Genomic DNA, 26,463 nt, shown 5'->3' on the forward strand with positions numbered 1-26,463 from the left:
GCTGGTCAGCCCTGCGTACGGAACACGAGGGAGGAGTGTCCGACCCGGATCACGTCGCCGTCGGCGAGCTGCCACGTCTGCACCGGGGTGCCGTTCACCGTGGTGCCGTTGGTCGATCCGATGTCGGCCAGGGTCGCGCTCTGCCCGTCCCAGGTGATCTCCAGGTGCCGCCGGGACACCCCGGTGTCCGGCAGCCGGAAGTCCGCGTCCTGCCCCCTGCCGACCACATTGCCGCCCTGCTTCAGCGAGTAGGTGCGGTTCGAGCCGTCGTCCAGCTGCAGGCTCGCGGCGAGCTGCCGGTTGCCCTGCATCGGCGGCGGCGGAGCAGGCGGGGCGTAACCCTGCTGGGCATACGGGTCCTGCGGTGGCGGGGGAGGCGGTGCCTGCGCCGGGTAGCCGCCGGGCGGGCTGGGCGGCGGTGCGCCGGGCGGCACCCCGGGAGCCCCTGGCGGTGGTGGCGGGGGCTGGCCGTAGCCCTGGTCGTACCCGGGAGGCGGCGGGGGCTGGCCATAGCCCTGGTCGTACCCGGGCTGCCCGTAGCCCGGGTCATATCCGCCGGGAGGGGTGCCGGGCATACCGGGTGCGCCGGGAGGAGCCGGCTGCCCGTACTGGTCGTACCCGCCCGGCTGGCCGTAGCCCTGGTCATATCCGGGCTGGCCGTACTGGTCGTATCCGGCCGGCTGGCCGTACTGGTCATAACCGGGCTGCCCGTACTGGTCGTACCCGGGCTGGCCGTACTGGTCATATCCGCCCGGCTGGCCGTAGCCCTGGTCGTACCCGGGTCCCTGTTGTCCGTAGCCGTACTGGCCCTGCCCGTACGGGTCACCCTGGTCGTATTGGCCGTAGCCGGGTGGCTGGCTCATTGGTCGGTCTCCTGCGTCGCTGGTTCGTGCCGACCGTACCGGTTCGGCGGGGGCCTCGGCGTCCTCTGCCGAGACGTCCGGGTCGACGGTCGAGCGGGTCCTGAACTGTCCAGTATGCAGCGCCTCGTTGCGCTCTAGCGAAACTACGACGTCACCATAGGTGTCCCAACCGTGCTCGGCGAGGTGTTCGGCAACCGCATTCGCGAGCACTCGGGTGACCCGCTGCGCATCGCCCGCCATGCGGTCGTGGTCCGCCGCTCCCAAGGACACGATGTAGTGATTCGGGGCGAGCTGCCGGCCACCCGCCAGCTCCCGGACGTTGTCCTCACTCTCACGCTCCAGCGCCTGCGCCACTTCCTGGGTGACGACGTTGCCACCGAACATCCGCGCGAAGGTGTTGCCGACGATGCCCTCCAGGCGCCGGTCAAAGCGCTGTACGCGGCCCACCGCGGCAACTCCTTCTCCCCACACGTGTGCTTACGCAATAGATCGTATCTGGGTATGGCCGGTTCGACACCGGGGCCGGTAAAACCCGTCGAGGCGACCTGATAGGCTTCATCTCGCTGTTGAAGTTACTCGGGCGAGTGGCGGAATGGCAGACGCGCACGGTTCAGGTCCGTGTGTCCGGAAGGACGTGAGGGTTCAACTCCCTCCTCGCCCACCCTGTTCGGGGCCCTGCGGGCCCCTCCCGGTATCCCGATTTGTTGTGGGGGGCCTAGCCCCCCACGCCCCCCAAGGTGCGGTGGGTGTGTGGGGGTCGTATCTCACCTGGGTAGTTACGTGGATTCCCTTTGTTCCAGGGCTTGTTTGGCTTTTTGGATTTCCTGCTCGACGTCTGGTTTCAGGGTGCGCTTGAGGAGGGGGTCCAGCAGGTAGTTGAGCGGGCGTTTGAAGGTGAACTCGATGGTGCGGGTCACCTTGGTGCCCTCGGGGGCCGGGGCGCAGGTGAAGCTGGCGCGGAACCTGGAGATGCCGCGGACCAGGCGGTTGTGCGGGGGCGGGGCGTACTCGATGTCCACCCGCTCACCGGGGGTGAGCGTCATCCGGGAAACCACCTTGGGGCCGGGGCCCGGGATACCGGGCAGGTAGGAACGGAACCGGAACTCCGTCACGTTGTCCCTCCTGCGCACCCAGTCGATCCGGCCGAGCTTGTCGTCCACCTCCGCGTAGCGCTCGGCATCCAGCACCAGGGCCAGGAACTCCTCCGGTGTGCATTGCACGGTCTGCTCCACTGTGACATGAACCATAAGAAAGAGAGTACTCTCTTACTATGGCGAGAACCACTCCCGGAGTGACCAGGGAACGCATCCTGGACGAGGCCGTCCGGTTGTTCGCCACCCGTGGCTACGACGCGACCTCGGTGGTGGACATCCAGGTGGCCTGCGGGCTCGCGCCCGGCTCGGGCGCCCTCTACAAGCACTTCCGCTCGAAACGGGAGCTGTTGGAGCAGGCCGTGCGACGGAACATGGAGACGCTGGCGCGCAGCCAGGCCGAGGCGATGACCGAGGTACCGGCCGATCCGCGGGCGGCGTTGCGGCTGCTGGCCGAGGTGGTCTGGCGGGTGCTGGACTCCGAACGCGAGCTGGTCCGGATCATGATCCGCGAGTTCGGCGGGTTTCCCGAGCTGTTCGAGCAGATGTGGCAGGGCGTGCTGGCGAATGTGTACCGGGTGGGCGCCGGGTGGATCGCGCGGCTGCGGGAGACCGGGCAGGCCACGGTGGCGGACCCGGAGGCGACCGCGGCCGTGCTGCTCGCCTCGCTGACCTACTACCCGATCCTGCACACCCTGATCGGGCACACCCCCGGTGACCTGGACCGGGAGCGATTCCTTGCGGCCTGGCTGGAGCATGCCGAGGCCACCATCGGCCTCCGCTAGGAGCGGTGCGCGGCGATGGCCTCCCTGGCGGCGGGGACGACCTCCTCGGCCCAGCGGTGGAACTGGTCCAGGTCGTCCTGCTCGGCGCCGAAGACGAAGGTGTCCATGCCGTACTCCACGGCCAGCTCGGTGAGCTCGTCCACCCACTGGTCCACCGGTCCGCGCAGGAAGCCTTCGGGGGCGGGTGTGATGGACCCGAACACGTTGTAGATCCGCCGGATGCCTGCCGGGTCACGGCCTGCCGCGGTGGCCGCCTCGTCGATCACCGCGTGCTTGGCAGGCAGGGCCTCCGGGGGCAGGTAGCTGGAGGAGGGGATCCACCCGTCGGCCGACCGGCCGAGCTCGGCCAGCAGCCGCGGGCCGAGCACGCCCAGCCAGAGCCCGATCGGATGCGCTGGTCGCGGGCCGGGATGGACCCCGGCGAGCTGGTAGCTGTCGCCTTCGAAGTGGACCGCGCGCTCCTGCGACCACATCCGCCGGATCACCTGGATCGCCTCGGCCAGCGCCGAGGCGGCCTGCCCCGCGGTACGCACCGGCCCACCCATGGCGCCGATCGCGTCCCAGAACGCGCCTGCGCCCAGCCCGAGCTCCAGCCGGCCGCCGGAGAGCAGGTCCAGGCTGACCGCGGCCTTGGCCAGCACCGCGGGCGGGCGCAGTGGCAGGCTGGCCACGTCCGGGAAGGCGTGCACCCGCTCGGTGCGGGCCAGCACGGTGGCCAGCAGCGACCAGGCGTCCAGGAACCGGCGCTGGTACGGATGGTCCTGGATGCCGACCAGGTCGAGACCGGTCCGATCGGCCAGCGTGACGATGTCCATGATCCGTTCCACCGAATCCGCGTTCGGCGTGGGGAAGACGCCGAACCGGATCGGCTGCCCGTAGTCGGTCATCACCGCACCGACTCGGTTCGCAGGGACTCGTGCGTCGGGGCCGCGGGCACGTGCGCCGGGCGCTTGGCGTCCAGCTCCCTGCGCAGCACCGGAACCACCTCCTCACCGAGCAGGTCCAGCTGCTCCAGCACGGTCTTCAGCGGCAGCCCGGCATGGTCGATCAGGAACAGCTGCCGCTGGTAGTCCCCGAAGTGCTCGCGGAAGGTCAGCGTCTTGTCGATCACCTGCTGCGGGCTGCCCACGGTGAGCGGGGTCTGCTCGGCGAACTCCTCCAGCGACGGCCCACCGCCGTAGACCGGGGCGTGGTCGAAGTACGGCCGGAACTCACGCACCGCGTCCTGCGAGTTGTGCCGCATGAACACATGTCCGCCGAGGCCGACGATGGCCTGGTCGGCCGAGCCGTGCCCATGGTGCTCGTAACGCTGCCGGTACAGCTCGATCAGCCGCTGGAAGTGCTCCTTCGGCCAGAAGATGTGGTTGGCGAAGAATCCGTCCCCGTAGTAGGCGGCCTGCTCGGCGATCTCCGGGCTGCGGATCGAGCCGTGCCACACGAACGGCGGCACCCCGTCCAGCGGGCGCGGGGTGGAGGTGAAGCCCTGCAACGGGGTGCGGAACCGGCCCTCCCAGTCCACCACGTCCTCCCGCCACAGCCGGTACAGCAGGTGGTAGTTCTCGATGGCCAGCGGGATGCCCTGCCGGATGTCCTGGCCGAACCAGGGATACACCGGCGCCGTGTTGCCCCTGCCCAGCATCAGGTCCACCCGGCCGTCCGCGAGGTGCTGCAGCATCGCGAAGTCCTCGGCGATCTTCACCGGGTCGTTCGTGGTGATCAGCGTGGTCGAGGTGGACAGAACGAGACGACGGGTGCGGGCCGCGACGTAGCCGAGCATGGTCGTCGGGGAGGAGGGCACGAAGGGCGGGTTGTGGTGCTCGCCGGTGGCGAACACGTCCAGCCCGACCTCCTCGGCCTTCTCCGCGATGGCCACCATCGACTTGATCCGCTCCGCCTCCGTCGGCACCTGCCCGGTGGTCGGATCGGGGGTCACGTCGCCGACGGTGAAGATCCCGAACTGCACGGCAACTCCCTGGGGTCAGTGATTCAACGCTCAACTACATTGAACCACGACGGTCCTCCGCTTTGTTCCCTATCCTTCGAGCAGTTCCTGGTACTCCGGGTGCTTGTCGATATAGGCGGCGACGTAGGGGCACTCCGCCCGCACCCGGCTGCCCTCCGCCCGCGCGGCATCGAGGGACTCGCTGGTCAGCCTGCCGGCGAGCCCCTGGCCCTGCCGTTGCGGGTCGACCTCGGTGTGCGTGAACACGATCAGGCCAGGGGCGCGCCGGTAGGCGGCATGGCCGACCAGTTCGGTGCCGAGGTGCAGTTCGAACCGGGACCGGCCCGGGTTGTCGGTGACCTGGATCTCGCCTTCGGAATCACTCATGATCCCGATGCTCCCGGATCGCCACCGGCGCTGCCCGACAGCGCGCGGTAGAAGCGGAACCGCCGGAAGCCGAGTGGGGCCAGACCCGGGGTGTCGTTGATCATCCGGGGTACCGGGTCGTCCGGGCGCAGCCCCGTCCGCACCGTCCGCTCGTGCGCATCCTCGTCCACGAACTCCGCGTAGTTCAGCACGTGCCTGCCGTCCGTGCTGAGGTGGAAGTTGCTGGAGAGGTTCCCCTCCGGCTCCTGGGTCGGGTCGGTGAATCCGGGCACGATCTCGAACAGGCTGTCCACGAACGTCCTCGCCGTGCGCTCGCCGTCGGTGTCGAACCGGACCACCACGATGATCCCGGGAGCGGGCTTCGGCCCGGCGGTGGTGAAGCTGCGGTAGTGCCGGTAGTGCCTTCCCCGCTCCCGGGGGTTCGCCCCCGCGGTCCACTGCGAGTACCGCAGCAGGGTGTAGCCGTCGGTGCCGAGGTAGAGGCTGCGGGACAGCAGTCCTGGCTCCGGCTCGACGGCAAGCGCGTCCTCGGCGGCCTGCCGCTGGTCTCGCGGGTCGTCCACCGTCCACTCGTGCGCCAGCACCAGTGCGGCGTCCGGGCGAAGGATCCGGGGCGGTTTCGTCTCGTTCATGCCAGTGACGCTAGGCAGGCCGCCGGTGCCGGGACATCTGTCGGATGACCGGCCCCGGCGAGCCCAGTCATCCGACAGATGCCGCAGGCGGGTGCGGGTTCCTAGCGTCGAGCTCAATCGAACGAGCAACGAAGGAGCACCTATGGACCGCCTGCACCTTGGCGTCATCATCGGCAGCACCCGCGCCGGCCGGTTCGCACCGGTGGTCGCGAACTGGTTCGCCGACCAGGCCGCGCTGCGCGCCGACCTGACCGTGGACGTGATCGACCTCGCCGAGGCCGCGTTGCCGGACCGGCTGGGCGACTTCGGCGAGGGGACCGCACCCCGGGAGGTCGAGGCGCTCACCCCGCGGCTGGCCGACGCCGACGGTTTCGTGGTGGTGACCCCGGAGTACAACCGCAGCTTCCCCGCCCCGCTGAAGACCGTGATCGACTGGCACGGCGCCGAGTGGCAGGCGAAACCGGTCGGTTTCGTGTCCTACGGCGGCATCTCCGGCGGGCTGCGCGCGGTGGAACAGCTGCGCTTGGTGTTCGCCGAGCTGCACGCCACCACCGTCCGGGACGCGGTCAGCTTCACCAACTACTGGGAGCAGTTCGGCGCGGACGGCACCCCGGCCGGGCCGCAGGCGGGGCAGGCGGCCGCCTTGCTGCTGGACCGGCTCACCTGGTGGGCCCGCGCACTCAAGGAGGCACGGGACAAGCATCCCTACGCGGATACAGCCGCGTGAACAGTAGGGTCGGCCCATGCTGCTGGGGAGGGCCGAGGAGACAGCGACGATCGACGCGCTGCTCGACTCGGCCCGGTCCGGGCGTAGCGGGGCGTTGATCATCCGCGGGGAGGCCGGGATCGGCAAGACCACCCTGCTGGATCACGCCGCGGGGGCCGCAACCGGCTTCCGGGTGCTGCGCGGTACCGGTATCGAGTCGGAGACCGAGCTCCCCTTCGCCGGGCTGCACCTGCTGTTCGCCGGGGCACTGGAGCAGCTCGACCGGCTGCCCCCGGTGCAGGCCCGCGCGCTACGGGCGGCACTGGGGCTCGGCGAGCCTGCCGGTGGGGACCGATTCCTCGTCGGCCTCGCGGTGCTCACCCTGCTGGCCGAACTCGCCGGGGACGGTCCGCTGCTCTGCCTGGTGGACGATGCCCACTGGCTGGACCCCGGTTCGGCGGAGGCACTGCTGTTCGCCGCCCGCAGGCTGGAGGCCGAGGGCGTGGTGCTGGTCCTCGCCGCGCGGGAGGAGGACTTCTCCGCACCCGGCCTGCCCGAGCTGCGGCTCGATGGGCTGGACGAGACGGCGGCAGGCCAGCTGCTGGACCGGTACGCGGCCGACCTGCCGCACCACCTCAGGGACCGGATCCGCAGACAGGCACGGGGCAACCTGCTGGCATTGCGCGAGCTGCCGCAGGTGTGGCGGGACGGCCGGTCGGTCCAGCTGGACCAGGCCTTCGCCGACCAGATCGCCGGGCTGCCGGAACGGACGAGGACGCTCCTGCTGGTGGCCGCCGCCGACGACTCCGGGGACCAGCAGGTGGTGCTCGCGGCCGGCAGGCGGCTGGGTTGCTCGGCCCGTGACCTGGAACCCGCGGAAGAACGACGGCTGCTGCGCCTCGCGGAGGGTGGGCCGGAGTTCCGGCACCCGCTGATCCGGGCCGCGGCGTACCGGGGCGCACCGCTGCACCAGCGAATCGCGGCACACCAGGCGCTGGCCGAGACCTACGCCGAGCGGGACAACGTCTGCGCCCGTGCCTGGCACCTCGCCGCGGCCGCGGATGGCCCGGACGAGCGGGTCGCCGCCGAGCTGGAGCGGGCGGCCGAGCTCGACCGCGCCCTCGGCGGGTACGCCTCGGTGGCCGCGGCCTACGAGCGGGCGGCGGAGCTCAGCCCGGACCCCGGCGAACGTGGTCGCAGGCTGCTCGCCGCGGCCGAGGCCGCCGCGGACGCCGGGCTGCCCGAGCGGGCCGAGGCCTCGGCGAGCCAGGCAGGGCTGCACCGCACCGATCCGGAAACGCGTGGCCGGATCGCGCTGCTGCGCGCCCGGCTGGCCGAGGAACGCAACCGGCCGATGGCGGCGCACCGCATCCTGCTGGAGTGCGGTGAACCGCGAATGCTGTTCTGGGCCGTGGAGTCGGCCTGGGCCGCGGGTGACCTCGCGGCCGCCGAGCTGGCGGCGGAGCAGGCACCGGAAGGGGCCCCGGCCCGCGCGCTGGCCAGGGCGGCGTCCGGGTTGAACCACAGCAGGCCCGGTGGGATCGCCGGGGGCGTCGCCGCGGTGCGGGAGCTGCTCGCCGAGGGTGCCGCGGACCCGATCCGCACCGGGCTGCGCACCGCATGGTGGCACCTGCTGCTCGGCGACCATGCCCGCGCGGACGAGCTGGCGGGCACGATCGAAAAGGCCTGCCGGGAGCGCGGCGCGATCGGCCCGCTGCCGCAGGCACTGGCGTTGCTGGCCCGCACCCGGGCGCACCTCGGGCTCCGGCACGAAGCCGTGGCCTGCGGCACCGAAGGGCTGCGGATCGCGGAGGACACCGGGCAGGAGGCCGCGGTCGGTCCGCTCGCCGCGGTGCTGGCCTGGGCCGCGGCGGTGGCCGGGGACCGGGAGCGCTGCACCGAGCTGGTCACGCTGGCCCGCACCCCCGCACACGGGCACGGCACCACCAGGGCGCGGGCCACGCTGCCGCTGCTCGAACTCGGCCTCGGCAGGCACGAGGCGGTGCTGGAGCTGCTGCCGGACGTGCTCGCCTGCCCGAACCGGGCGGACTTCCGCTCCGCCTTCCCCGACCTGGTCGAGGCTGCGGCCCGGCTGGGCCGCGGGGAGCAGGCCGGTGAGCCGGCCGCCTGGTATGCCGAGTGGGCCGAGCGGACCGGGCAGCACTGGGCCGAGGCGGTCGCACTGCGTTGCCGCGCATTGCTCGCCGCGGATGCCGAGGCCGAGCAGCACTACCGGGATGCGGTGGCACTGCACCGCATGGGCAATGGCAGGCCCTTCGAGCGGGCCCGCACCGAGCTGCTGTACGGGGAGTGGCTGCGCCGTGAGCGCAGGCCGGCCGAGGCCCGCCCGCTGCTGCGCGCGGCGCTGGCGGCTTTCGAGCCGATCGGCGCCCGGCCGTGGGCCGAGCGCGCGGGTGCCGAGCTGCGGGCCGCGGGGGAGCGCGTGGGCCCGGCGGAGCAGGGGGACGTGCGGGCCCTGCTCACCGCGCAGGAGCTGCAGGTGGTCCGGCTGGCCGCGGGCGGGCTGAGCAACCGGGACATCGGCGCCCAGCTGTTCCTCAGCCCGCGCACCGTCGGGTACCACCTCTACAAGGCCTACCCGAAGTTGGGCGTGTCCTCCCGGAACGAGCTCGCCCGGCTGGAGCTGCGTTAACCTCGGCTGGGTGCACAACGAGTTCGGCGGCGACGCGGACAACGTGATCCAGGGCCGGGACATCTACGGCGGGGTGCACTTCCACCAGGCCCGCGGTCGCCTGGGCGGCCGGTGCCAGGTACCGCCTGCCCCGCCGCACTACACCGACAACGAGCGCCCGCTGGCCGAACTGGACGCCTGGCTGAGCGCGGCCGGGGAGGGGCCCAGGGTGGCGATCCTGCGCGGGCCGCCGGGCTGCGGCACCACCACACTCGCCGGCTACTGGGTGCACCAGCATGAGGCGGACTACCCGGAAGGGCACTTCTTCGTCCGGCTCGGCACTGGCCCGGACGAGGCCGAGCAGGAACGGCCCGCGCTGGCCGAACTGCTGCTCGCCGCCGGTCACCACCCGGACGAGATCCCGGCCAGCCTGGAGGGGCGCGCCGCGCTGTGGCGGTCCTGGAGCAGCGGCAAGCGGATCGCGCTGGTGATCGACGACGCGCTCACCGCGGGCCAGGTGCGGGCGCTGCTGCCGGGCGCGGGCACGTCGGCGGTGCTGGTCACCGAGGCCGGGCGGGTGGCGAGCCTGCGGGCGTGGGCCAGCGCGACCACGGTGGACATCGCGCCGATGGCCGACGACGCCGCGCGGCTGCTGCTGGACCGGCTGGTCGGCGCGGACCGGCTGGCGGCCGAGCCCGACGCGGTCGCCGAGCTGATCGAGCTGTGCGCGGGCTCCACCGTCGCGCTGTGTGTGGTGGGCTCGCTGCTGACCGAGTTCCCGGACCGGCCGGTGGCCCGGCTGGCCCGCAGGCTGGCCAGGCAGGAACGCACCCTGCACGAGCTGTCCAGGGACGAGGACCTTTCCGTCACGGTCGTTTTCGATGCCGCCTACCACCGGCAGTCCCCACTGGCGCAGCGTTGCTACCAGGCGCTGGGCGTGCACCCCGGCAGCGGGGACGTGAGCGCGGACGCGGTGGCGGTGGCGCTCGGCGCGGACGCCGAGGACGTCGAGGACGCGCTGCAGGACTTGCTGCGGGCCAGGTTGATCCAGGAGACCGGACCGGAGCGGTACCTCAGCTCCGGCCTGATCCGCAGGCACGCGGTGGCCAAGGCGGGGGAACACGGCACCGGCCTGCGGCGGCACCTGCTGGCCTACTACTGGGCCCGCGCCCTGGCCGCGGACGCGTTGCTGCTGCCGCACCGGGGCTGGCGGCAGCGGATCTGGCCGGAGCTGACCGTTCCCGAGGACGGCAGTGCGCGGCAGGCAAGGGACTGGCTGGAGGCCGAGCGGATCAACCTGCGCGAGGCGGTGACCCTGGCCTACGAGCTCGGCGAGTTCACCAGGGCCTGTCAGCTGTGTCTTGCCCTGTGGCCACTGCACGACCAGGGCAAGTACGCGCACGATATGGCGGCGACCAACCGGATCGGGGAGCTGGCGGCCGTCGAGCTCGGCGACTGGCTGGCCGCGGCCGTGCTGACGATGCAGCACGGTTTCGCTCACCGCGAGCTCGGCGATCCGGAACGGGCCGGGCAGCTGTTCGAGACCGCGCTGGGCTACGCCGAGCGGGCCGGGTCGCTGGAGGCGCAGGCCTCGGTGGTGGAGTCGCATGGCCTGGTGCGGCTGGACCAGGACCTGCTGCCCGAAGCCGCGGACCTGCTGCGCCGCAACCTCGCGCTGGCCGAGGAGCTTGCGGTGCCGAGGCGGCTCGCGCTGGCCCGGCTGCATTTGGCCAAGGTGGAGCCGCCGGAGGTCGCGCTGCCGTTGCTGGAGCTGTCCCGCGCCGAACTGGCCGCCGAGCCGTACAACCTGGTCAAGGTGGACCTGTGGCGGGGAAAGCAACTGCTGCGGGCAGGCAGGCTCGCCGAGGCCGCTGAGCTGCTGGCCGAGGCGGCCGCGACGGCGAACACCGGCAACTGGCACGCCGAGCGGGCGCAGCTGTGCGAGGCGCTGGCCGAGCTGGCCCTGGCCAGGGACGAACCCGAGGTCGCCCGGTCCTACCTGCGGGACGCGCTGGCCATTTACCGGCTCCGCGAGTTCACCCACCGCGGGCTGGCGGTGCAGGCCCGGCTGGATGAGCTCGGCTGAGCCGCGCCGAGTACTCCCGCCCCGCCACCCGCAGGCTCAGCCGTTCCGGCAGTTCGGCGAGCGAGCGTCCCGCCGCCAGCCAGGCGTACAGCACCGAGGCGAACAGTGCGGCCCGCCCGGTCACCTCGGTCAGCCGTACCGGCGAGCAGGCGGCGCCGCCCACCAGCCAGTCGCGCTCCCCGGCTGGGGCCATGGCGAGCGCGCAGCCGGGCAGCGCGGCCAGGGTGCCCTTGATCCACTCGGCCGCCTCCGCGGAACCCTCGTGCACGAGCACATCGGCCAGGTCGAGCAGCCGGGTGTTCGGCTCGCTGGTACTCACCACCAGATGGGCGTCCGCGGGTGCGTGCGCCGGTTCGGCCAGCGCCTCGGCGGGGTAGCGGCGCACGGTGGCGGTCAGGCCGCCCGCGCCGTCCGGGCGCGGTTCCGCCCGGACCAGTTGCGCCCCCGGTTCCGGCGGGGTGACCTCGGGTACCGGCAGCGCCGTGAGGTCCGGGCCGTCCGCCGGTTCCGGCAGGTCCAGCAGCCGGTAGATGGTCCGGCGCAGCACCGGCACCGAGGCCCCTGGCAGCGCGGTGGTCCGTTCGGTGATCGGGGCGTGGCACGCGGGGTCGTGCGCCGCGATCGTTTGCTCGATCTGGGTGCGCGGGTCCGCGCCCAGCCGGGGTGCCGTGGCCAGCAGCTGCCCGATCGGCGAGGCCGGGTCCACGGTGTGCTCGGGGGCGGCCGCCAGCAGTACCGGGGTGCCCAGCGCCGCCGAGTAGAAGGTGACCGAACCGTGGTCGCCGATGGTGAGGTCGGCCGCGACCAGCGCGGGCCGCCACAGGTCCTCCTGCGCCAGCACCAGCACGCCCGCGCGGGCGCAGGCCTCGGTCCACAGCCGGACCTGCCACGGCGAGTGGCCCGCGTGGATGTTCGGGTGCAGGGCGAGCGCGAGCCGGTAGTCGTCCAGCGGCAGCCGGGCGGCGAGCTCGCGGGCCAGCATCGGCTTGCTGCCGTACAGGGAGGGTTCGGCCCAGGTAGAGCTGAGCACGATCAGCCGCTGGCCGGGGGCGACGCCGAGGGCCTGCCGGTAGGTCTCGCGCAGCGGCAGGCTGGCCAGCATCCGGTCGAAACAGGGATCACCCGCCACCAGGGCCGCGTCCACCGCTTCCGGGCAGGCCGCGCGCAACCGCTCGAGTTGTTCGGGGTGGGAGAGAATGATGACCGAAGGAACGAGGCGACCTTCGTGCATGAGCCACGGCCTCGAGAGCCCGAAGACCGATTTTCGATTTTCGATTTTCGATTTTAAGTATTTATTGTACCCTATTCCGTGGGGAAGGACCATGAGCGGGGCGGGGATTCGGTGCAGTTCGCCGCCGTAGCTCGCGGCGATCGCCAGGTCGGCTCCGACCGTCAGCGCCCTTTCCCACGGCAGTTCGACGATTCCGTTGCGGTTCAGGAATTCCGTGGTGCCGGCGTCGAGCTCACTGGACCCGGTGCGGGTGAAGACGACCTGCACCCGCGGGTCGCAGGCCACGATCGGCAGCACATCGAGCAGCCGGGTGGCCGCGGTGACGTTGTGCACCACCGCGAGAATCGTGCGCCTGGTCGCGACGGTGCGCCATTCCGGACCCGGAAACAGGTGGTCAGAAACGGATGTCGCCGTGGAAGTCCCGTCCCTGGATGACATTGCCCTGCACGGTTCCGGAGACCTGGTTGGTGACGCCTTCGTCCTGGGCCTGCTGGCTGACGTTGATGCGGTCCCACTCCGCGCGCAGTGCCGAGGAGAACTCCGGGTCGGCCCGTTCGGCGGCCTCAAGCCGCTCCGCCAGTGCCTGGATGGGGGCCTGCTCGGTGTCGCCTTCCGGGACTTCGGCCGCGGCCTCCAGCTCGGCCGTGGCCGCCGGGTCCCCGGCGAACTGGCGCCGGACCAGGTCGTAGAGGCCGGTCGCCGCCTTGCCGGCCAGCGCAGCGGCAATGGAGATCAGGATGGGCTCAACCACCCCGCCACGGTAGCAGCGCCCACTGCTGTGAGTGTCCCTATTCACTGCGAAAAATGCAGCGAACACCGTGGCGCGTCAGCGCCTCCGTCTGGGTGGTGGTGGGAGACGGGTGGGAGGGACACTCACAGCAGGAAGCTGGGGCTAGCTCACGCTGACCAGGTCGACCACGAAGACGAGGGACTCGTCCGGGCCGATGGCGTCGCCCGCGCCCTCCTCACCGTAAGCAAGGTGGGAGGGGATGATCAGCTTGCGCCGCCCACCGACGCGCATCCCGGCGATCCCGCGGTCCCAGCCCGCGATGACCTGTCCGACACCGAGCTGGAAAGCCAGCGGCTCCCCGCGGCTCCAGGATGAGTCGAACTCCTCGCCGCTGGAGAAGGTGACACCGACGTAGTGCACCTCGATGTCCTGGCCGGGCAGGGCCTCGGGGCCCTCGCCTTCGACGAGTTCCTCGACTTCCAGCTCGCCGGGTGCGATGCCCTCGGGGCGGTCGATTTCCGGCTTCTCCAACGCCATGCGGGTATTCCTCCATGCGGGGGTCGGTCGCGGTGCCCCACCGTAACCAATCAGGTCATGGTGGTCCGATCGGCCCCTTTCCGCCGTAGCGGTGCGCCCGCTCGGTGCAGATGGCCGAGGGCCTCTGCCCAGGAACGTACCAGGCCCGTCTGGTGATAAGGGATACCGAGCTCGGCGCAGTAGGCGCGCACGATCGGCTGGGCCTTGCGCAGGTGCGGGGTGGGCATATGCGGGAAAAGGTGGTGCTCGATCTGGTAGTTCAGCCCGCCCATGGCGTTGTCCACGAACACGCCGCCGCGCACGTTCCTTGAGGTCAGCACCTGCCTGCGCAGGAAGTCGAGCTTCTCGCCCGGCCCGAGCATCGGCATGCCCTTGTGCCCCGGCGCGAAGATGGATCCCATGTACACACCCCACAGGCACTGGTGCACGGCGAAGAAGGCCAGCGCCTTGGCAGGCGAGAGCACCAGCAGCAGTGCGGCGAGGTACCCGCCGAAGTGGATGAACAGCAGCGTGCCCTCCAGCAGCGGCCGCCGCACCTTGCGCCGCAGCACCGACCGTACGGCCCCGTAGTGCAGGTTCAGGCCCTCCAGGGTGAGCAGCGGGAAGAACAGGAACGCCTGCCAGCGCCCGACGAACCGGGCGACGCCCCGGCTGGCCTCGGCCTGCCGGGTGGACCAGACCAGGACGTCCGGGTCCACATCCGGGTCGTGCTCCTCGTGATTGGGATTGGCGTGGTGCCGGGTGTGGTTGTCCATCCACCGGCCGTAGCTCATCCCGATACCCAGGTTTCCCACCAGCATGCCGGCGAGTTCGCTCGGCCCGCGGGTGCGGAACACCTGGCGATGCGCGAGATCGTGCGCGACCAGCGCGACCTGGCCGAAGATGATCGCGAACCCCGCCGCGAGCGCGAGCTGCCACCAGGAGTCGCCGAGCGCGAGGAAGCCGGCGAGGCCGGCCCCGTACAGGGTGAGGACCAGCCCGATCCGGACCAGGTAGTAGCCCGGCCGCCGGTCGAGCAGGCCCGCCCTGGCCACCCGTCGCGACAACTCCGCGTAGTCGCTGCCCGCTCTGGGCCGTACCGCGTCGTTGATCGTCATGGCGACCAGTGTGTTGAGCTGCGGCTTCGTCGGGAATCATGCCGGCACCCCGGTCCGTCCGGGGGCTGGCCCCACCGGGTCGTCGAGTAGCCCGATCCAGCGAGAAAACACGAATAGTCTTCACAAATTGTCGTACTCGCCGGTAGTGTGCGCCCGGTCACACCCCTGCGAGAGGAGCGGCGGATGCGCGCGCGGCTGGGAGTACTCCTCGGGACCATCGCTCTGGCCACCGGCCTGCTTGCGCCACCGGCCGCCCCGGCCGAGTCGGCCGAGTCGCAGCCTCCCCAGGTCGAGGACTTCTGCGGGGACCAGTGTGCGGACATCCTGCCGCCGGGGCAGAACGGCAACGCCACCCTCGCCGACATCCTGCTGCACCAGGCGTTCGGCAGCAGGCCGGCGCATGCCGACGACCAGCTCGGGCCGTACGCCGCGCTCGCCGACGGCTACCGCGGACTGACCACCGAGACCATCCAGGAATTCTTCAACGACGCCTCCTTCGGGGTGCCCGCCGACCAGGTGGCCAGCAGCATCAAGCCACGGTCGGACGTCACGATCGTCCGGGACAAGGCCACCGGCGTGCCGCATGTCTACGGAACCACCCGCTCCGGTACCGAGTTCGGCGCCGGCTACGCGGCCGCGCAAGACCGGCTGTGGCTGATGGACATCATGCGCAGAGTGGGCCGCGGCGAGCTGACCTCGTTCGCCGGCGGCGCGGAGGGCAACCGGGCGCTGGAACAGCAGTTCTTCGCCGCCGCCCCGTACACCGAGGCCGAGCTGCGGCAGCAGATCGACCAGGTCGCCGAGTCCGGCCCGCTCGGCAGGCGCGGGCTGGAAGACGCGAAGTCCTATCTGGACGGAATCAACGCCTACATCCAGGACGCGCACGACGGCCGGTACTTCCCCGGCGAGTACGTGCTGACCGGGCAGGTGGACGCGATCACCAATGCCGGGGAGATCGAGCCGTTCCGGCTGACCGACCTGGTGGTGCTCGCCTCGGTGGTGGGTGCCCAGTTCGGCGGCGGTGGTGGCGGCGAGGTGCGGGCCGCGATCGCCAAGCTGGCGATCCAGGAGCGGTACGGGCCGGTCGAGGCGGAGCGGGTCTGGCGCAGCCTGCGCGCCGAGGACGATCCGGAAACGGTGCGCACCCTGCACGACGGCCAGAGCTTCCCGTACGGCAAGGCCCCGGAGAACCCGCGCGGTGTGGCCATGCCGGAACCGGGCTCGGTGACCCCGCAGCAACTGGTGTTCGACCGCACCGGTTCCGCGAACTCACAGGACGACCTCGCGGTGCGGCCGGTGCAACGGCAGGGGATGTCCAATGCGCTGGTGGTGTCCGGCGCGCACACCGACAGCGGTAACCCGGTGGCCGTGTTCGGCCCGCAGACCGGCTACTTCGCGCCGCAGCTGCTGATGTTGCAGGAGTTGCAGGGCCCGGGGATCAGCGCCCGCGGGGCCTCCTTCGCCGGGCTGAGCTTCTATGTGCTGCTCGGCCGCGGCCAGGACTACGCCTGGAGCGCGACCACCTCGGCGCAGGACATCACCGACACCTACGCCGTCCAGCTGTGCGAACCGGACGGTTCCCCGCCCAGCAAGGAGTCGGACTTCTACCGCTTCCGCGGCGAGTGTCTGCCGATGGAGGTGGTGGAACGCAAGAACTCCTGGGAGCCGACCGTGGCGGACCCGACCCCTGCCGGGTCGTACACCCTGCGCGCCTTCCGGACCAGGTACGGACCGGTGACCCATCGTGCGGTGGTGGACGGCAAGCCGGTCGCCTACGCGGCGCTGCGCTCCACCTACTTCCACGAGGTCGAGTCGTTGCTCGGGTTCCAGCAGTTCAACGACCCTGGCGCGATCCGCTCCGCCGCGGACTTCCAGCGCGCGGCCGACCGGGTGAACTACACCTTCAACTGGTTCTATGTGGACTCCGGGGACACCGCGTACTACAACTCCGGCGCCAACCCAATGCGCAACTCCACAGTGGACCCCAGCCTGCCGATCCTCGGTAACGCCGGACTCGACTGGCAGGGCTGGGACCCGGAAGGCAACACCGCCGAGTACACCCCGTTCGCCGAGCATCCGAACTCGGTCAACCAGGACTACTACATCAGCTGGAACAACGCGCAGGCGCAGGACTACGCCGCCGCGGGCTACGGCAAGTCCGCGGTGCACCGCGGCGACCTGCTGGACACCAGGGTGCGTGCGCTGCTCGCCGCGGGCACCGGGGTCACCAGGGCGAACCTCACCAAGGCGATGGCCGAGGCCGGGCTGGCCGACCTGCGTGCGGAGCGGGTGCTGCCGGTGCTGCTGCGCGTGCTGGACCGCGCCCCGGTGCGGGATTCCGCGGCTGCGGCGGCGATCGAGAAGCTGCGTGCCTGGCTGGCCGACGGCGGGTTGCGCGCGCAGACCGAACCGGGTAGCCGCAGCTACCGGCACGCCGAGGCCATCAAGATCATGGATGCCTGGTGGCCGCTGCTGGTGCGGGCGCAGTTCGAACCGGCAATGGGTTCCGCGGCATTCACCGCGATGACCAGGGTGCTGCAGATCAACGAGTCGCCATCGGGATTCCAGAACGCCGAGCCGGGCAAGCGGGTCGGCCAGCCGCACCAGGGCTCCGCCTACCAGCGCGGCTGGTGGGGTTACGTGCACAAGGACCTGCGCGCCCTGCTCGGCGAGGACGTCCGTGGCCCGCTCGGGGACCGGTTCTGCGGTGGCGGGGATCTGGCAGAGTGCCACCGCGTGCTGGTGGACACGGTGGCGCGGGCGGCCGAGCAACCGATCGGGGAGGTCTATCCGGGGGACGGCTCCTGCGACGCCGGGGACCAGTGGTGCGCCGACTCGATCGTGCACCGCGCGCTGGGCGGGATCACGCACGACCCGATCAGCACCCAGAACCGGCCCACGTACCAGCAGGTCGTGGAGTTCCCGCGGAAACGCTGACCTGGCGTGGCAGGCTGGGCGGATGAGCACCGCCGACTGGTCACCACGTACCCGGGCGATCACCGCGGGCCGCCCGCAAGGCCCGAGCGCCCCGATGAACGTGCCGATCGCCCCGGCCAGCGCGCTGGGCCTCGGCTACTCCCGGGAGCACGGCACCGAGACCTGGGCGGCCTTCGAGGACGCGATCGGTCAGCTCGAGGGCGGTACGGCGGTGGCCTTCGCCTCGGGTATGGCAGCGATCTCGGCCGTGTTCGACCTGCTGCCCGCGGGCGCCGAGGTGGCCGTGCCCAGCTACAGCTACGTGGGCAGCCGTGATCTGCTCGGTTATGCCGAACGCAACGGAAGGCTGCGCGGCAGGCGGATCGAACCGGCCGACACCGCGGGCTGGGTGGCGGCGGCCGCGGAGGTCGATCTGCTGCTGGTGGAGTCGCCGACCAACCCCACCCTGGACCTGATGGACATCGCGGCGGTGGCCGAGGCGGCCAGGGCGCACGGTGCCCGGCTGGCGGTGGACAACACCTTCGCCACCCCGCTCGGGCAGCAACCCCTTGCCATGGGCGCCGACCTGGTGCTGCACAGCGCGACCAAGCTGATCGGTGGCCACAGCGACCTGCTGCTCGGGCTGGTGGTGAGCGGGGAAGCGGAACTCGCCGTGGCGCTGCGGGAAGCCAGGACCAGGGGCGGCGCGACCCCCGGGGTGCTGGAGTCCTGGCTCGCCCTGCGCGGCCTGCGCACCCTGCCGGTGCGGCTGGCCGCGGCGTCCGAGACGGCCACGCTGCTGGCCGGACGGTTGGCAGCGCATCCGGCCGTGCGGGCGGTGCGCCACCCGCCCGGCAACATGATCGCCTTCGAGCTGGCCGACGCGGCGACCGCGGACGCGTTCTGCGCCGCGCTGTCCCTGATCCAGCACGCGACCAGCCTCGGCGGGGTGGAGAGCAGCCTGGAACGGCGGGCGGCGCGGCCCGCCGAGGGTCATGTCCCCGCCGGGATGCTCCGGTTCAGCGTGGGCCTGGAGGATCCCGAGGATCTATGGCGGGAGCTGGAGTCCGCGCTGGACGAAGTGGACGGTGCGCGGAATTCGGGAAGCGTTGCCCGATCGTGATCCCACCCCGCACCCGGATACAGCTTCCGATGTGACCGGATCGCTGCTGGACACAGTGGACGATCGGGATGTGCACCGGACGGGGTCCGTGGTGGCTCGCCATGCCTCCGACTAGGGACGATCGCGTTCCGCTTGTGCCGACCTGACGCTTTGCGATCAGTTAATACGGTGAATCCCTACTCCTTTTGGACTAAATGGAGTGAAATCGGGGTGTACCGCTGGGGTGATGGCTGCCGTGTGTATGCTCCAGCCTCGCTGGCCCGGGTGACCTTCACCCAGAACGGTGGCAATTTCTCTGCTCAGGTCTCTGCGGGTAGCAGCACCGCGCGGCTCTTGGGATCGCAGTACCGCACTCGAAAAGGAGACCCATGCCAAGAACGTCAACGATTGTGCGTGCCGGCGCCGCCCTCGCCGGCGCTTCGATCGCCATGATGCTGGCGGCGCCGGCCGCCGGCGCGACCGAGGAAGCTCGGGGACGTGTCAAGTTCCACCTCGGTGCGGATGGTTACAAGGTCAATCTGCACGGCACCGACCGGAGCCAGCTGGAAACCTGGAACTACGTTATCCAGCTCGACGGTGGCGAGAAGCTCAATGTGTACTGCGTCGAGATCGAGACCGACATCGACACCGGCCAGGACATGGTCGAGCGGCCGTGGGACGAGTTCCCGAACCCGAACACGGACTTCCACGCCAACCGCGACAAGATCAACTGGGTGCTGCACCACGGTTACCCTGCCAAGGGCACCGAGGCGATCGAGCAGGCGCTGGACGGGACCGTCGAGTTCAATGACGGCCTGAGCACGAAGGAAGCCATCACCGCGACGCAGACCGCGGTGTGGCATTTCAGCGACGGCACCGACCTCGACAAGGACACCCCGCTGGTCGACGACAAGCGCAACCCGGACGCCGCGAACGCCGAGGACGTGCTGGCCCTCTACAGCTACCTGACGGGGGACAAGAACACCGGGATCAGCGAGCCGGACGCCGCGCTGGAGATCAGCCCCGCGGACGCCACCGGCGAGGCGGGTGACCGGATCGGGCCGTTCACCGTGTCCACCAGCGGCGAGATCGACGAGATCACCAACAAGCTGCCGGAGGGCGTCACCCTGACCGACGCCGATGGCAAGGAGCTGACCAAGGCCGACATCACCGACGGCACCGAGATCTTCGTGAACGTCCCGGAGGACGCCGAGGATGGCAAGGGCAGCTTCGGCCTGAAGGCCAGCGCCGCGGTGAACACCGGTCGGCTGTTCGTCGGGGAGAACTACGGCCCGAAGACGAAGGCCCAGTCGCTGATCGTCGCAACCTCGGACCAGCTGGAACTCTCCGATGAGGCGATGGTCCGCTGGTCGGCCGCTGGCGAGACCCCGCCGAGCAGCGAGACCAGCACCACGACCACCGCGCCGAGCACGAGCACCGAGGCCGCGCCTTCCACCACCGAGACCCCGGTGGCCCCGCAGTCCAACGAGGGTCCGCTGGCCCAGACCGGTTTCTCCGCGATGACCCCGCTGGTGATCGGCCTGGTGCTGCTCGGTGGCGGCGCCGTGACGTTGTTGCTGCTGCGCCGTCGTAAGGGCACTGCCTGAGCTGAGCTAGCCGACTCCGGCCTCCGGGTACGGAAAAGCTGACGGGGATGCGGCGCCGGGTTCCACCCAGCGCCGCATTCCCGCGTCACAGGCCGCGTAACCCCAGTTGATCAGCCGTTGCTGGACGGGTTCCGGCATGTGGTGCAGCCGGGTGGGCACCTCGGCCAGCCGCAGTGTCCGATGCGCCGGGGCAGGCAACGGGTCGGCCACCCCGAACTCGTCGATCTCGCTGTAGGTTCCCCAGTAGGCCCCGCCGAACTCCCCGCCGCGGTAGGACTCGCGGAGCCGGCGGGTACGCAGGCTCCGCACCTGGTTGTCCACCACGTCCATGGCGCGCAACAGCTGCCGGGGCCAGTCGGCTGGCACCCGCACCAGTCGCTCCATCCGCATCCCGCCGTCGCTGACCAGCACCGTGGCGCAGCGCTCGGTGACCGGTTCCAGCCCCAGGTTGTCGTATACCCCGCCGTCGGAGAGCACCACCTTGCGCGGGCGCGCGGTGCTGCCGTCGCCGGGAAGGTCCCACTCCCGGATCCGCAGGCGCGCGGGGGAGAGGAACGGCGGGAAGGCCGAGGAGGCCGCGACCGCGTTGGCCAGTGGGATCGCCGGTTCCCGCACCCCGCCCACCTTCGCGTCGCCCATCTGTTCCCTCGAGAACCGCCACAGCGCGCCGTTCTGCAGGTTCGTCGCGGTGAACACGAACCGAGGGGTGACCGGCAGCTCGCGCAGCAGCCGGTCGCCGTACAGCCTGCGGCGCAGCGAGGCAGCGACCTCCTCACCGACGCTGCGGCCCGGTTTCACCAGCCCGCGCAAGGTGGCCCAGACATCCACGTTCACCCGCGCCAGCGCGCGCAGCGGGCGCACCACGAGCTCGGTGAAGTTTCCCGCGGTCCCCCTGTCGAACTCCAGCTCGGGCCAGGCATGCGCGAGCGTTCCGGCCGCGATGGCTCCGCTGGACACGCTGGAGATCAACGACAGCCGCGGCAGGTAGCCGAGCTCGTTCAGCCGCCACAGCACACCGGTGTGGAACAGCATGGCGCGATAGCCGCCGCCGGAGAGGCACAGACCGATCCCGTCGCGCTGCACCCGCAGGATCATAGTCGCTCTATGTCAATGTTCGATCACAACTGGTCAGCTGGATCACGCTTCCCGGTGCCGCCCGGCCCTACCGCCGGGCAGTTTGAGGATGGTTCGGGTCCCTGCCGGCGGGTCGGCGTGGCCGATGACCACGGAATGCAGGATGCCGTTGTAGACCAGGTCCCACATGGCCTGGTTCTTCTGCAGGTCGTTCAGCGCAACGTGGACGTTCTGTCCTGATGCGTTGCGCATTCGCAGCATGGTCTTCGCTCCGGCGGCGCCGATCTCGATCTCGGTAAGCTCGTAGAGGTCCACCCACGCGGTCCGGTGCTGGAACCAGGTAGCCCCTGCGGCCAGCCAATCCTTGGACGCCTGCCGGTAGACGATTCCGGCGAAGAACAGCATCAAGGGCAGGGTCAGGTACCAGGTTCGCACGAGCCAGCTGACATCCCAGTTGATGAGCGAGAGCAGAACCACTGCCAGGCCGATCAACATGGCCGCCAACTGCAATGAGTAGCCCAAGGTGTGCTGACGCCATTCCAGTACCGGTCCCTGGCTCGCCGGTACGGGTGGATGTTTGCGGGGCTGTCGATCGGTAGGGGTCGACTCGTTTCCACCGAAGCTGCGTGGCGCTGTGGGCGGTCGTGGCTCGCCGGTAGCGGGGTCGGGCCGGGGAGGAAGCGATGGCTGTGCTGCTGGCGTTTCGGTCATGATCAGAACAGGTTTCCAGCCCAGCGGCCGAACTCTCCTGCTCGGTCGCCGACCCAGTCTGCGGCGTCGCCCGCGGCTTCGCCGACGTCCTCGGCCCTGCGTCCGAGCCACGCCATGGTACTCGGGTCAGCTTGATCCGCAGCGTGGTCGATCGACCATTCGTTGATCTCCGGCCAGTGGTTTACCAACTCGCCGACACCGAAGGCTACTGCGGTTCCAACGCCGACCGCGACAAGTGTGGCTGGTCCGCCCGCGAGGCCGAGCGATGCCGCAGTGGCAAGCGCGGCGTCGGTGGCGAGCGAGCCGACAACCGCGCCGCCGAGATTTGCACCCGCTGACTTCGCCCACTCATCGGCGTCCTTGCCCCAGCTTTCGATCGCCGTCTGGCCCCCGGCCAGCACGACACCGACAACGGGAACCTTGGAGCCGAGCTTCGCAAAGGCTCCCGAGCTCTCATCGACGGACCTGACCAGGTTTCGCGCCAACAGGTCGCCGAGCTTGGTGTCTTTGACGCCGATGGCGAGGTTGGCGTTGGCGCGGGCCATCCTTGCGGCATCATCGGCCGAGTTCTCGAAGACGCCCGCGGCGCGGGTGGCGGCGGCCCGGTGCCAGGGGTCGTCGACCTCGGAGAGGATCTTGGCGTAGGTGGCGGCTTGGGCATAGCGGGTCTGGGCGGTCAGGTTCCACTTGCCGGCCTGCTGGATGGCGGAGCCGATGGTGCCGGTGGCGGCTCCGGCGAGCTGCCACCACTTCTGTTTGCTGGCGTCGTTCAGCACGGTCTGCCAGGTGCTCATTTTCTGGCCGAGGGTGTCGTGGGCGGCCTTCTCGATTCCGCGGGCTTCGCTGGCGATGGTCTGCGCCTCCCGGTAGGCGGCCAGCTTGCGCTGGTAGTCGGCCTGCGCCGCGGCGGCGTCCGGGTGGTCGGCGGTCAGCATGCCGGGGGCCGGTGGGCCGGTGAAGTCGGCGGGGTAAACGGCGTTGTGTGGCTCCTCGATGATGTCCCCGTTGACCGTCAGGCCCGCGTCGGTGGCGACGCCTCGCGCATGTTCGAGCCTGGCCCGGACGGTGGCGATGTCATCGGCGAAGTCACCAAGGGCGCGGCCCGCGTCCCTGGTGCCCGCGGCGATGTCGTCGGAGCCCTTGCCCGCCGAGGCCATGTTGCTCCGGAACGCCTCTCCGGCCGTGCCGGTCCACATCGCCTCCGACTCCCCGCGCGCCCGGTGGAAGTTCGTCGCCACGGCCTCGACCCCGGCATCCAGCGTGGCCAGCTTCGCCGCGGTCTCCCGGCAGGACGCCTCCTCGGCCGCCACTCGCAGGTCCACGCCCATGTCAGCCGATCTCCCTGCACGGTACGGCCAGCTCGTCACCGGCGGCCTGGTCGGCGGCGTCGTAGGAGTTCTGCGCCGCCTGAGCATCGTCGGCCGAGTTGGCGGCGGCCATGGTCACTTTGCCGACCACCCCGCTGAGCACGACCAGCGCGCTGGCGACGATGCCGGTGGAATCGCCCGCGTTCGGGATCGTCGGCGCGTCGGTGGCCAGGTCGGCCAGATTCTGTGCGCCCTCGGCCAGTGGTTTGGCGAGCCGGTTCAGGTCGTCGACCCGAAATCCCTCAGCCATGTCGCATGTCCTCGGTGAGTTCGACGTTCAGCGCCAGGAGGTCGAATGCCCCGGCGTCGTAGAGCCGCTCCAGCTTGTGCGCGGGTACGGCGATCCAGGGCTGGTCCGGGCCACATCCCTGGACCAGCAGTTCCATCGAGGTGTAGCCCAGCAGCGCCGTCCTGCCGTCCTCGGTCCGGCGCAGTTCCAGGTTGGCCGCCGGCTCCCCGTGCCGCACCCGCTGGGTAGGCAGGTACACCAGCTCCGGTATGTCCCCCTCGGTCATCACGAACTCCCCGCCTGATGATGTCCATCCCCGGCGACAGGATAGATGGTGAACCCGATTCGGATACCACTCTTCGAGTGAAGATGACCACGTTCAGTCGTCGAGCAAGGGCTCGAGGAGGGCACGTTGCTCGGCGGGGACGTACTCCGCGTAGTACTCGTACAGGGCGCGCCTGCCAAGGCGGCAGGCCAGCGGGCCGTCCCCGTCCCGTACCGCGCGCAGTACCTCGGCGTGATGCCGCACCGAGGCGCGCATCAGCGCAGCCCGGTCCCCGGCCCTGGTGAGCTTGTCCTCGATGAGGTCCAGCACCACCCCGCGCACCACCTCGCCGCACACCACCAGCAGCGGATTCTGGGTGGCGCGGGCCACCGCGTCATGGAAGGCGATATCGGCCCTGGCGAACTCCGCGTGGTCCCGCTCGAGCTTCTCGGTCATGGTCGCCAGCGCCTGCTCCATCTCCGCCAGTTGCTCCTGCGTGCGCAGCCGGGCGGCCAGCAGGTAGGCCGAGCCCTCCAGCATCATCCGGAACTGCAGCAGCTCGCCGAGTCCGAGATGGGCCGCGCGGGCCAGCCGGTGCATGGACTTGTGCAGCGCGGCCGGGGAGGCCGACAGCACCTCGGGGCCGCGCGGATCGCCCGCGCGGGAACGGATCACCTCGGCCGCCTGCAACACCCGCAGCGCCTCGCGCACCGTGGAGCGGCTGACCCCGAACTGCTCCATCAGCTCGCGCTCGCTCGGCAGCCGGTCGCCGGGAGCGAGGCCGCCGGTGAGCACGGCCTGCTCGATCTGCTCGACCACCCGCTCGTACGCCCGCACCGGGGCGACCGGTTCGAACCTCATTCGCACCGACCCCTCTTGACCGTCCCGATGCCGAGTGCAAACCTAGGCTACTGGTCCGACCAGCATACTGGGGTTGCCAATGCGAGTACGGTTCCGCGTCGCGATCGCCGCGTTACTGCTGCTCGTGCCGGCCTGCTCGGCGGGTTCCACCGCCACGGTCGGCGGCGGGGAGTCCACCTTGGCGGTCGGGTTCAGCGCCGAGCCGAAGAACTTCGACTTCACCACCACCGACGGCTCCGCGATCCCGCAGGCCCTGCTCTACAACGTCTACGAGGGCCTGGTGAAACTGGACGGCTCGGGCCGGATCGTGCCGCTGCTGGCGAAGTCCTGGACGATCAGCCCGGACCGGCTCCGCTACGACTTCCGGCTGCACGAGGGCGTCAGCTTCAGCAATGGTGCGCCGTTCACCGCCGAGGACGTGAAGTTCTCCATCGAGCGGGTGCGCACCGAGTGGACGGTCTCGCTGAAGTCCGCGATGGACGTGGTGGACCACGTCGAGGTCGTCGGGCCGGCACACGCCAGGGTGGTACTGAACCGGCCGAGCAACTCCTGGCTGTTCAGCATGGCAGGCCGGGTCGGCGCGATGTTCAGCCGTACCGGGGTGTCCGACCTGGCCAGCAAGCCGGTGGGCACCGGGCCGTACCTGGTCGCCGACCGGCGCCGGGGCGAGGAGATCGTGCTGCGCGAGAACCCGGACTACTGGGGCGAGGATCCTGCGTACGACGCCGTGCACCTGAAGTACTACGCGGACCCCACCGCGCTGAACAACGCGCTGCTGAGCAACGGGATCGACGTCATCTCGGCGATCGCGGCACCGGACTCGGTCCCGCAGTTCGAGGCCGATGAGCGGTTCCAGGTCAGCCAGGGCACCACCAACGGCGAGGTGGTGCTGGCCTTCAACAACGCCCGCCCGCCGCTGGACGACCTCCGGGTGCGCCGCGCGCTGACCATGGCCATCGACCGGGAGGCGCTGCTGGCCACCGCGATGGCCGGGCGCGGCACGCTGATCGGCAGCATGGTGCCGCCGACCGACCCCTGGTACGAGGACCTCTCCGGGTACTACCCGCACGATCCGGACCGGGCGCGCGCCCTGCTCGCCGCGGCCGGGGCCACCGACCTGAGCCTGCGGCTGCGGATCCCGAACCTGCCGTACGCGATGTCCTCCGCCCAGGTGATCACCTCGCAGCTGGCCGAGGTGGGCGTCCAGGTCACCATCGAGCCGCTGGACTTCCCCGCCGTCTGGCTGCAAAGCGTGTTCACCGACCACGACTACGACCTCTCGATCATCCAGCACGTCGAGGCGCGGGACATCACCACCTTCGGCGACCCGGACTACTACTGGGGCTACGACAACCCACGGGTGCGGGAGCTGTTGACCGAGGCCGACAGCGGCACTCCGGAGCAGCGGATCGCGACCATGCGGGAGGTGGCCCGCACCATCACCGCGGACGCCGCCGCCTGCTGGTTGTTCCTGTTCCCGAACGTGGTGGCCGCCAAGAAGAAGGTCACCGGGCTGGTGCGCAATCAGGTCAGCGAGTCCTTCGACCTGACCGGCCTGACATGACACAGCGGCGCGGAGCGCCCCCGTTTGGGCGGTGGTGGGAGACGGGAG

24 protein-coding genes and 1 tRNA gene are annotated in these 26,463 nt (G+C 70.7%); 9 read left to right on the plus strand and 16 right to left on the minus strand.

Annotated elements, in window-relative coordinates; genetic code table 11:
* Nucleotides 1–5: 5 nt before the first annotated feature.
* Nucleotides 6–1,310 (minus strand): FhaA domain-containing protein, encoded by a 1,305-nt coding sequence (locus KOI47_RS00290; protein WP_216212445.1) that lies wholly within the window; start codon nucleotides 1,308–1,310, stop codon nucleotides 6–8.
* A 131-nt stretch (nucleotides 1,311–1,441) separates the two neighbouring features.
* On the opposite strand from KOI47_RS00290, the gene KOI47_RS00295 reads away from it, so the two are divergent.
* A tRNA-Leu gene (locus tag KOI47_RS00295) sits at nucleotides 1,442–1,524 on the plus strand.
* A gap of 115 nt (nucleotides 1,525–1,639) precedes the next feature.
* Here KOI47_RS00295 and KOI47_RS00300 read toward each other — a convergent pair.
* Nucleotides 1,640–2,110, minus strand: a complete 471-nt coding sequence (locus KOI47_RS00300) for an SRPBCC family protein (RefSeq protein ID WP_216212447.1) — start codon at nucleotides 2,108–2,110, stop codon at nucleotides 1,640–1,642.
* A gap of 23 nt (nucleotides 2,111–2,133) precedes the next feature.
* Here KOI47_RS00300 and KOI47_RS00305 point away from each other — a divergent pair, with 23 nt between their 5' ends.
* Nucleotides 2,134–2,739: a TetR/AcrR family transcriptional regulator gene (locus KOI47_RS00305; protein ID WP_216212450.1), complete on the plus strand. Its 606-nt coding sequence runs from the start codon at nucleotides 2,134–2,136 to the stop codon at nucleotides 2,737–2,739.
* Here KOI47_RS00305 and KOI47_RS00310 read toward each other — a convergent pair.
* From KOI47_RS00310 to KOI47_RS00325, 4 genes are all read right to left on the minus strand, one after another.
* The gene (locus KOI47_RS00310) at nucleotides 2,736–3,626 is read right to left on the minus strand and encodes an LLM class flavin-dependent oxidoreductase (RefSeq protein ID WP_216212453.1); all 891 of its coding nucleotides are present in this window, start codon (nucleotides 3,624–3,626) and stop codon (nucleotides 2,736–2,738) included. The genes KOI47_RS00305 and KOI47_RS00310 overlap by 4 nt on opposite strands.
* The gene (locus KOI47_RS00315) at nucleotides 3,626–4,702 is read right to left on the minus strand and encodes an LLM class flavin-dependent oxidoreductase (RefSeq protein WP_216212454.1); all 1,077 of its coding nucleotides are present in this window, start codon (nucleotides 4,700–4,702) and stop codon (nucleotides 3,626–3,628) included. The genes KOI47_RS00310 and KOI47_RS00315 overlap by 1 nt, the downstream gene beginning before the upstream one ends.
* A 69-nt stretch (nucleotides 4,703–4,771) precedes the next feature.
* Nucleotides 4,772–5,068, minus strand: coding sequence for a GNAT family N-acetyltransferase (locus KOI47_RS00320; protein ID WP_216212457.1), 297 nt, complete (start codon nucleotides 5,066–5,068; stop codon nucleotides 4,772–4,774).
* Complete coding sequence (locus KOI47_RS00325; protein WP_216212460.1) at nucleotides 5,065–5,700, minus strand: antibiotic biosynthesis monooxygenase family protein; 636 nt, start codon at nucleotides 5,698–5,700, stop codon at nucleotides 5,065–5,067. Before KOI47_RS00325 ends, KOI47_RS00320 begins: the two co-directional genes overlap by 4 nt.
* Nucleotides 5,701–5,842: 142 nt before the next feature.
* Between KOI47_RS00325 and KOI47_RS00330 the strand changes: the two genes are divergently transcribed.
* The 3 genes from KOI47_RS00330 to KOI47_RS00340 are packed head-to-tail and all read left to right on the plus strand — an operon-like array spanning nucleotide 5,843 to nucleotide 11,124.
* Complete coding sequence (locus KOI47_RS00330) at nucleotides 5,843–6,427, plus strand: NADPH-dependent FMN reductase (protein WP_216212463.1); 585 nt, start codon at nucleotides 5,843–5,845, stop codon at nucleotides 6,425–6,427.
* A 16-nt stretch (nucleotides 6,428–6,443) separates the two neighbouring features.
* On the plus strand, nucleotides 6,444–9,059 hold the full coding sequence (locus KOI47_RS36085; RefSeq protein ID WP_216212466.1) for an ATP-binding protein: 2,616 nt from the start codon (nucleotides 6,444–6,446) through the stop codon (nucleotides 9,057–9,059).
* 10 nt (nucleotides 9,060–9,069) lie between these two features.
* Complete coding sequence (locus KOI47_RS00340) at nucleotides 9,070–11,124, plus strand: NB-ARC domain-containing protein (protein WP_216212469.1); 2,055 nt, start codon at nucleotides 9,070–9,072, stop codon at nucleotides 11,122–11,124.
* Here KOI47_RS00340 and KOI47_RS00345 read toward each other — a convergent pair.
* The 4 genes from KOI47_RS00345 to KOI47_RS00360 form a co-directional block, all read right to left on the minus strand.
* Nucleotides 11,075–12,691, minus strand: a complete 1,617-nt coding sequence (locus tag KOI47_RS00345; protein WP_216212471.1) for a hypothetical protein — start codon at nucleotides 12,689–12,691, stop codon at nucleotides 11,075–11,077. The genes KOI47_RS00340 and KOI47_RS00345 overlap by 50 nt on opposite strands.
* 58 nt (nucleotides 12,692–12,749) lie before the next feature.
* Nucleotides 12,750–13,106 (minus strand): hypothetical protein, encoded by a 357-nt coding sequence (locus KOI47_RS00350; RefSeq protein ID WP_216212474.1) that lies wholly within the window; start codon nucleotides 13,104–13,106, stop codon nucleotides 12,750–12,752.
* A gap of 141 nt (nucleotides 13,107–13,247) precedes the next feature.
* Nucleotides 13,248–13,622, minus strand: coding sequence for an FKBP-type peptidyl-prolyl cis-trans isomerase (locus tag KOI47_RS00355; RefSeq protein WP_269756686.1), 375 nt, complete (start codon nucleotides 13,620–13,622; stop codon nucleotides 13,248–13,250).
* A 50-nt stretch (nucleotides 13,623–13,672) separates the two neighbouring features.
* Nucleotides 13,673–14,719 (minus strand): fatty acid desaturase family protein, encoded by a 1,047-nt coding sequence (locus KOI47_RS00360; RefSeq protein WP_216212479.1) that lies wholly within the window; start codon nucleotides 14,717–14,719, stop codon nucleotides 13,673–13,675.
* 183 nt (nucleotides 14,720–14,902) lie between these two features.
* On the opposite strand from KOI47_RS00360, the gene KOI47_RS00365 reads away from it, so the two are divergent.
* From KOI47_RS00365 to KOI47_RS00375, 3 genes are all read left to right on the plus strand, one after another.
* Entirely contained in the window at nucleotides 14,903–17,656 is a 2,754-nt protein-coding gene (locus KOI47_RS00365) for a penicillin acylase family protein (RefSeq protein ID WP_216212481.1), read from the plus strand.
* Nucleotides 17,657–17,678: 22 nt separating this feature from the next.
* Nucleotides 17,679–18,758 carry a trans-sulfuration enzyme family protein gene (locus KOI47_RS00370; RefSeq protein WP_216212485.1) on the plus strand — a complete coding sequence of 360 codons (1,080 nt, stop codon included), beginning with the start codon at nucleotides 17,679–17,681 and terminating at the stop codon, nucleotides 18,756–18,758.
* 368 nt (nucleotides 18,759–19,126) lie between these two features.
* On the plus strand, nucleotides 19,127–20,344 hold the full coding sequence (locus KOI47_RS00375) for a thioester domain-containing protein (protein ID WP_216212488.1): 1,218 nt from the start codon (nucleotides 19,127–19,129) through the stop codon (nucleotides 20,342–20,344).
* Between the two features lie 6 nt (nucleotides 20,345–20,350).
* On the opposite strand, the gene KOI47_RS00380 is transcribed toward KOI47_RS00375, so the two are convergent.
* The 6 genes from KOI47_RS00380 to KOI47_RS00405 all read right to left on the minus strand — a co-directional run bounded on the left by KOI47_RS00380 (nucleotide 20,351) and on the right by KOI47_RS00405 (nucleotide 24,851).
* Entirely contained in the window at nucleotides 20,351–21,427 is a 1,077-nt protein-coding gene (locus KOI47_RS00380; protein WP_408629881.1) for a patatin-like phospholipase family protein, read from the minus strand.
* 54 nt (nucleotides 21,428–21,481) lie between these two features.
* On the minus strand, nucleotides 21,482–21,913 hold the full coding sequence (locus tag KOI47_RS00385; RefSeq protein ID WP_216212492.1) for a hypothetical protein: 432 nt from the start codon (nucleotides 21,911–21,913) through the stop codon (nucleotides 21,482–21,484).
* A gap of 218 nt (nucleotides 21,914–22,131) precedes the next feature.
* Complete coding sequence (locus tag KOI47_RS00390) at nucleotides 22,132–23,439, minus strand: hypothetical protein (protein ID WP_216212494.1); 1,308 nt, start codon at nucleotides 23,437–23,439, stop codon at nucleotides 22,132–22,134.
* A gap of 19 nt (nucleotides 23,440–23,458) precedes the next feature.
* Entirely contained in the window at nucleotides 23,459–23,746 is a 288-nt protein-coding gene (locus tag KOI47_RS00395) for a hypothetical protein (protein ID WP_216212497.1), read from the minus strand.
* Nucleotides 23,739–24,011 carry an SAV_915 family protein gene (locus tag KOI47_RS00400; protein ID WP_216212500.1) on the minus strand — a complete coding sequence of 91 codons (273 nt, stop codon included), beginning with the start codon at nucleotides 24,009–24,011 and terminating at the stop codon, nucleotides 23,739–23,741. Before KOI47_RS00400 ends, KOI47_RS00395 begins: the two co-directional genes overlap by 8 nt.
* Before the next feature lie 93 nt (nucleotides 24,012–24,104).
* Nucleotides 24,105–24,851 (minus strand): FadR/GntR family transcriptional regulator, encoded by a 747-nt coding sequence (locus tag KOI47_RS00405; protein ID WP_216212503.1) that lies wholly within the window; start codon nucleotides 24,849–24,851, stop codon nucleotides 24,105–24,107.
* A 79-nt stretch (nucleotides 24,852–24,930) separates the two neighbouring features.
* Here KOI47_RS00405 and KOI47_RS00410 point away from each other — a divergent pair, with 79 nt between their 5' ends.
* The gene (locus KOI47_RS00410; RefSeq protein WP_216212506.1) at nucleotides 24,931–26,415 is read left to right on the plus strand and encodes an ABC transporter substrate-binding protein; all 1,485 of its coding nucleotides are present in this window, start codon (nucleotides 24,931–24,933) and stop codon (nucleotides 26,413–26,415) included.
* The last annotated feature ends 48 nt before the right edge of the window (nucleotides 26,416–26,463 follow it).

This window comes from Amycolatopsis aidingensis (genome assembly GCF_018885265.1).
Classification (GTDB): Bacteria; Actinomycetota; Actinomycetes; order Mycobacteriales; family Pseudonocardiaceae; genus Amycolatopsis; species Amycolatopsis aidingensis.

Excerpts from the sequence above, each read along its gene's own strand:
- KOI47_RS00300 (WP_216212447.1), bottom strand. The coding sequence starts at position 2,110 with ATGGTTCATGTCACAGTGGAGCAGACCGTGCAATGCACACCGGAGGAG.
- KOI47_RS00305 (WP_216212450.1), top strand. The coding sequence starts at position 2,134 with ATGGCGAGAACCACTCCCGGAGTGACCAGGGAACGCATCCTGGACGAG.
- KOI47_RS00310 (WP_216212453.1), bottom strand. The coding sequence starts at position 3,626 with ATGACCGACTACGGGCAGCCGATCCGGTTCGGCGTCTTCCCCACGCCG.
- KOI47_RS00320 (WP_216212457.1), bottom strand. The coding sequence starts at position 5,068 with ATGAGTGATTCCGAAGGCGAGATCCAGGTCACCGACAACCCGGGCCGG.
- KOI47_RS00325 (WP_216212460.1), bottom strand. The coding sequence starts at position 5,700 with ATGAACGAGACGAAACCGCCCCGGATCCTTCGCCCGGACGCCGCACTG.
- KOI47_RS00330 (WP_216212463.1), top strand. The coding sequence starts at position 5,843 with ATGGACCGCCTGCACCTTGGCGTCATCATCGGCAGCACCCGCGCCGGC.
- KOI47_RS36085 (WP_216212466.1), top strand. The coding sequence starts at position 6,444 with ATGCTGCTGGGGAGGGCCGAGGAGACAGCGACGATCGACGCGCTGCTC.
- KOI47_RS00355 (WP_269756686.1), bottom strand. The coding sequence starts at position 13,622 with ATGGCGTTGGAGAAGCCGGAAATCGACCGCCCCGAGGGCATCGCACCC.
- KOI47_RS00360 (WP_216212479.1), bottom strand. The coding sequence starts at position 14,719 with ATGACGATCAACGACGCGGTACGGCCCAGAGCGGGCAGCGACTACGCG.
- KOI47_RS00365 (WP_216212481.1), top strand. The coding sequence starts at position 14,903 with ATGCGCGCGCGGCTGGGAGTACTCCTCGGGACCATCGCTCTGGCCACC.
- KOI47_RS00370 (WP_216212485.1), top strand. The coding sequence starts at position 17,679 with ATGAGCACCGCCGACTGGTCACCACGTACCCGGGCGATCACCGCGGGC.
- KOI47_RS00375 (WP_216212488.1), top strand. The coding sequence starts at position 19,127 with ATGCCAAGAACGTCAACGATTGTGCGTGCCGGCGCCGCCCTCGCCGGC.
- KOI47_RS00385 (WP_216212492.1), bottom strand. The coding sequence starts at position 21,913 with ATGTTGATCGGCCTGGCAGTGGTTCTGCTCTCGCTCATCAACTGGGAT.
- KOI47_RS00395 (WP_216212497.1), bottom strand. The coding sequence starts at position 23,746 with ATGGCTGAGGGATTTCGGGTCGACGACCTGAACCGGCTCGCCAAACCA.
- KOI47_RS00400 (WP_216212500.1), bottom strand. The coding sequence starts at position 24,011 with ATGACCGAGGGGGACATACCGGAGCTGGTGTACCTGCCTACCCAGCGG.
- KOI47_RS00405 (WP_216212503.1), bottom strand. The coding sequence starts at position 24,851 with ATGAGGTTCGAACCGGTCGCCCCGGTGCGGGCGTACGAGCGGGTGGTC.
- KOI47_RS00410 (WP_216212506.1), top strand. The coding sequence starts at position 24,931 with ATGCGAGTACGGTTCCGCGTCGCGATCGCCGCGTTACTGCTGCTCGTG.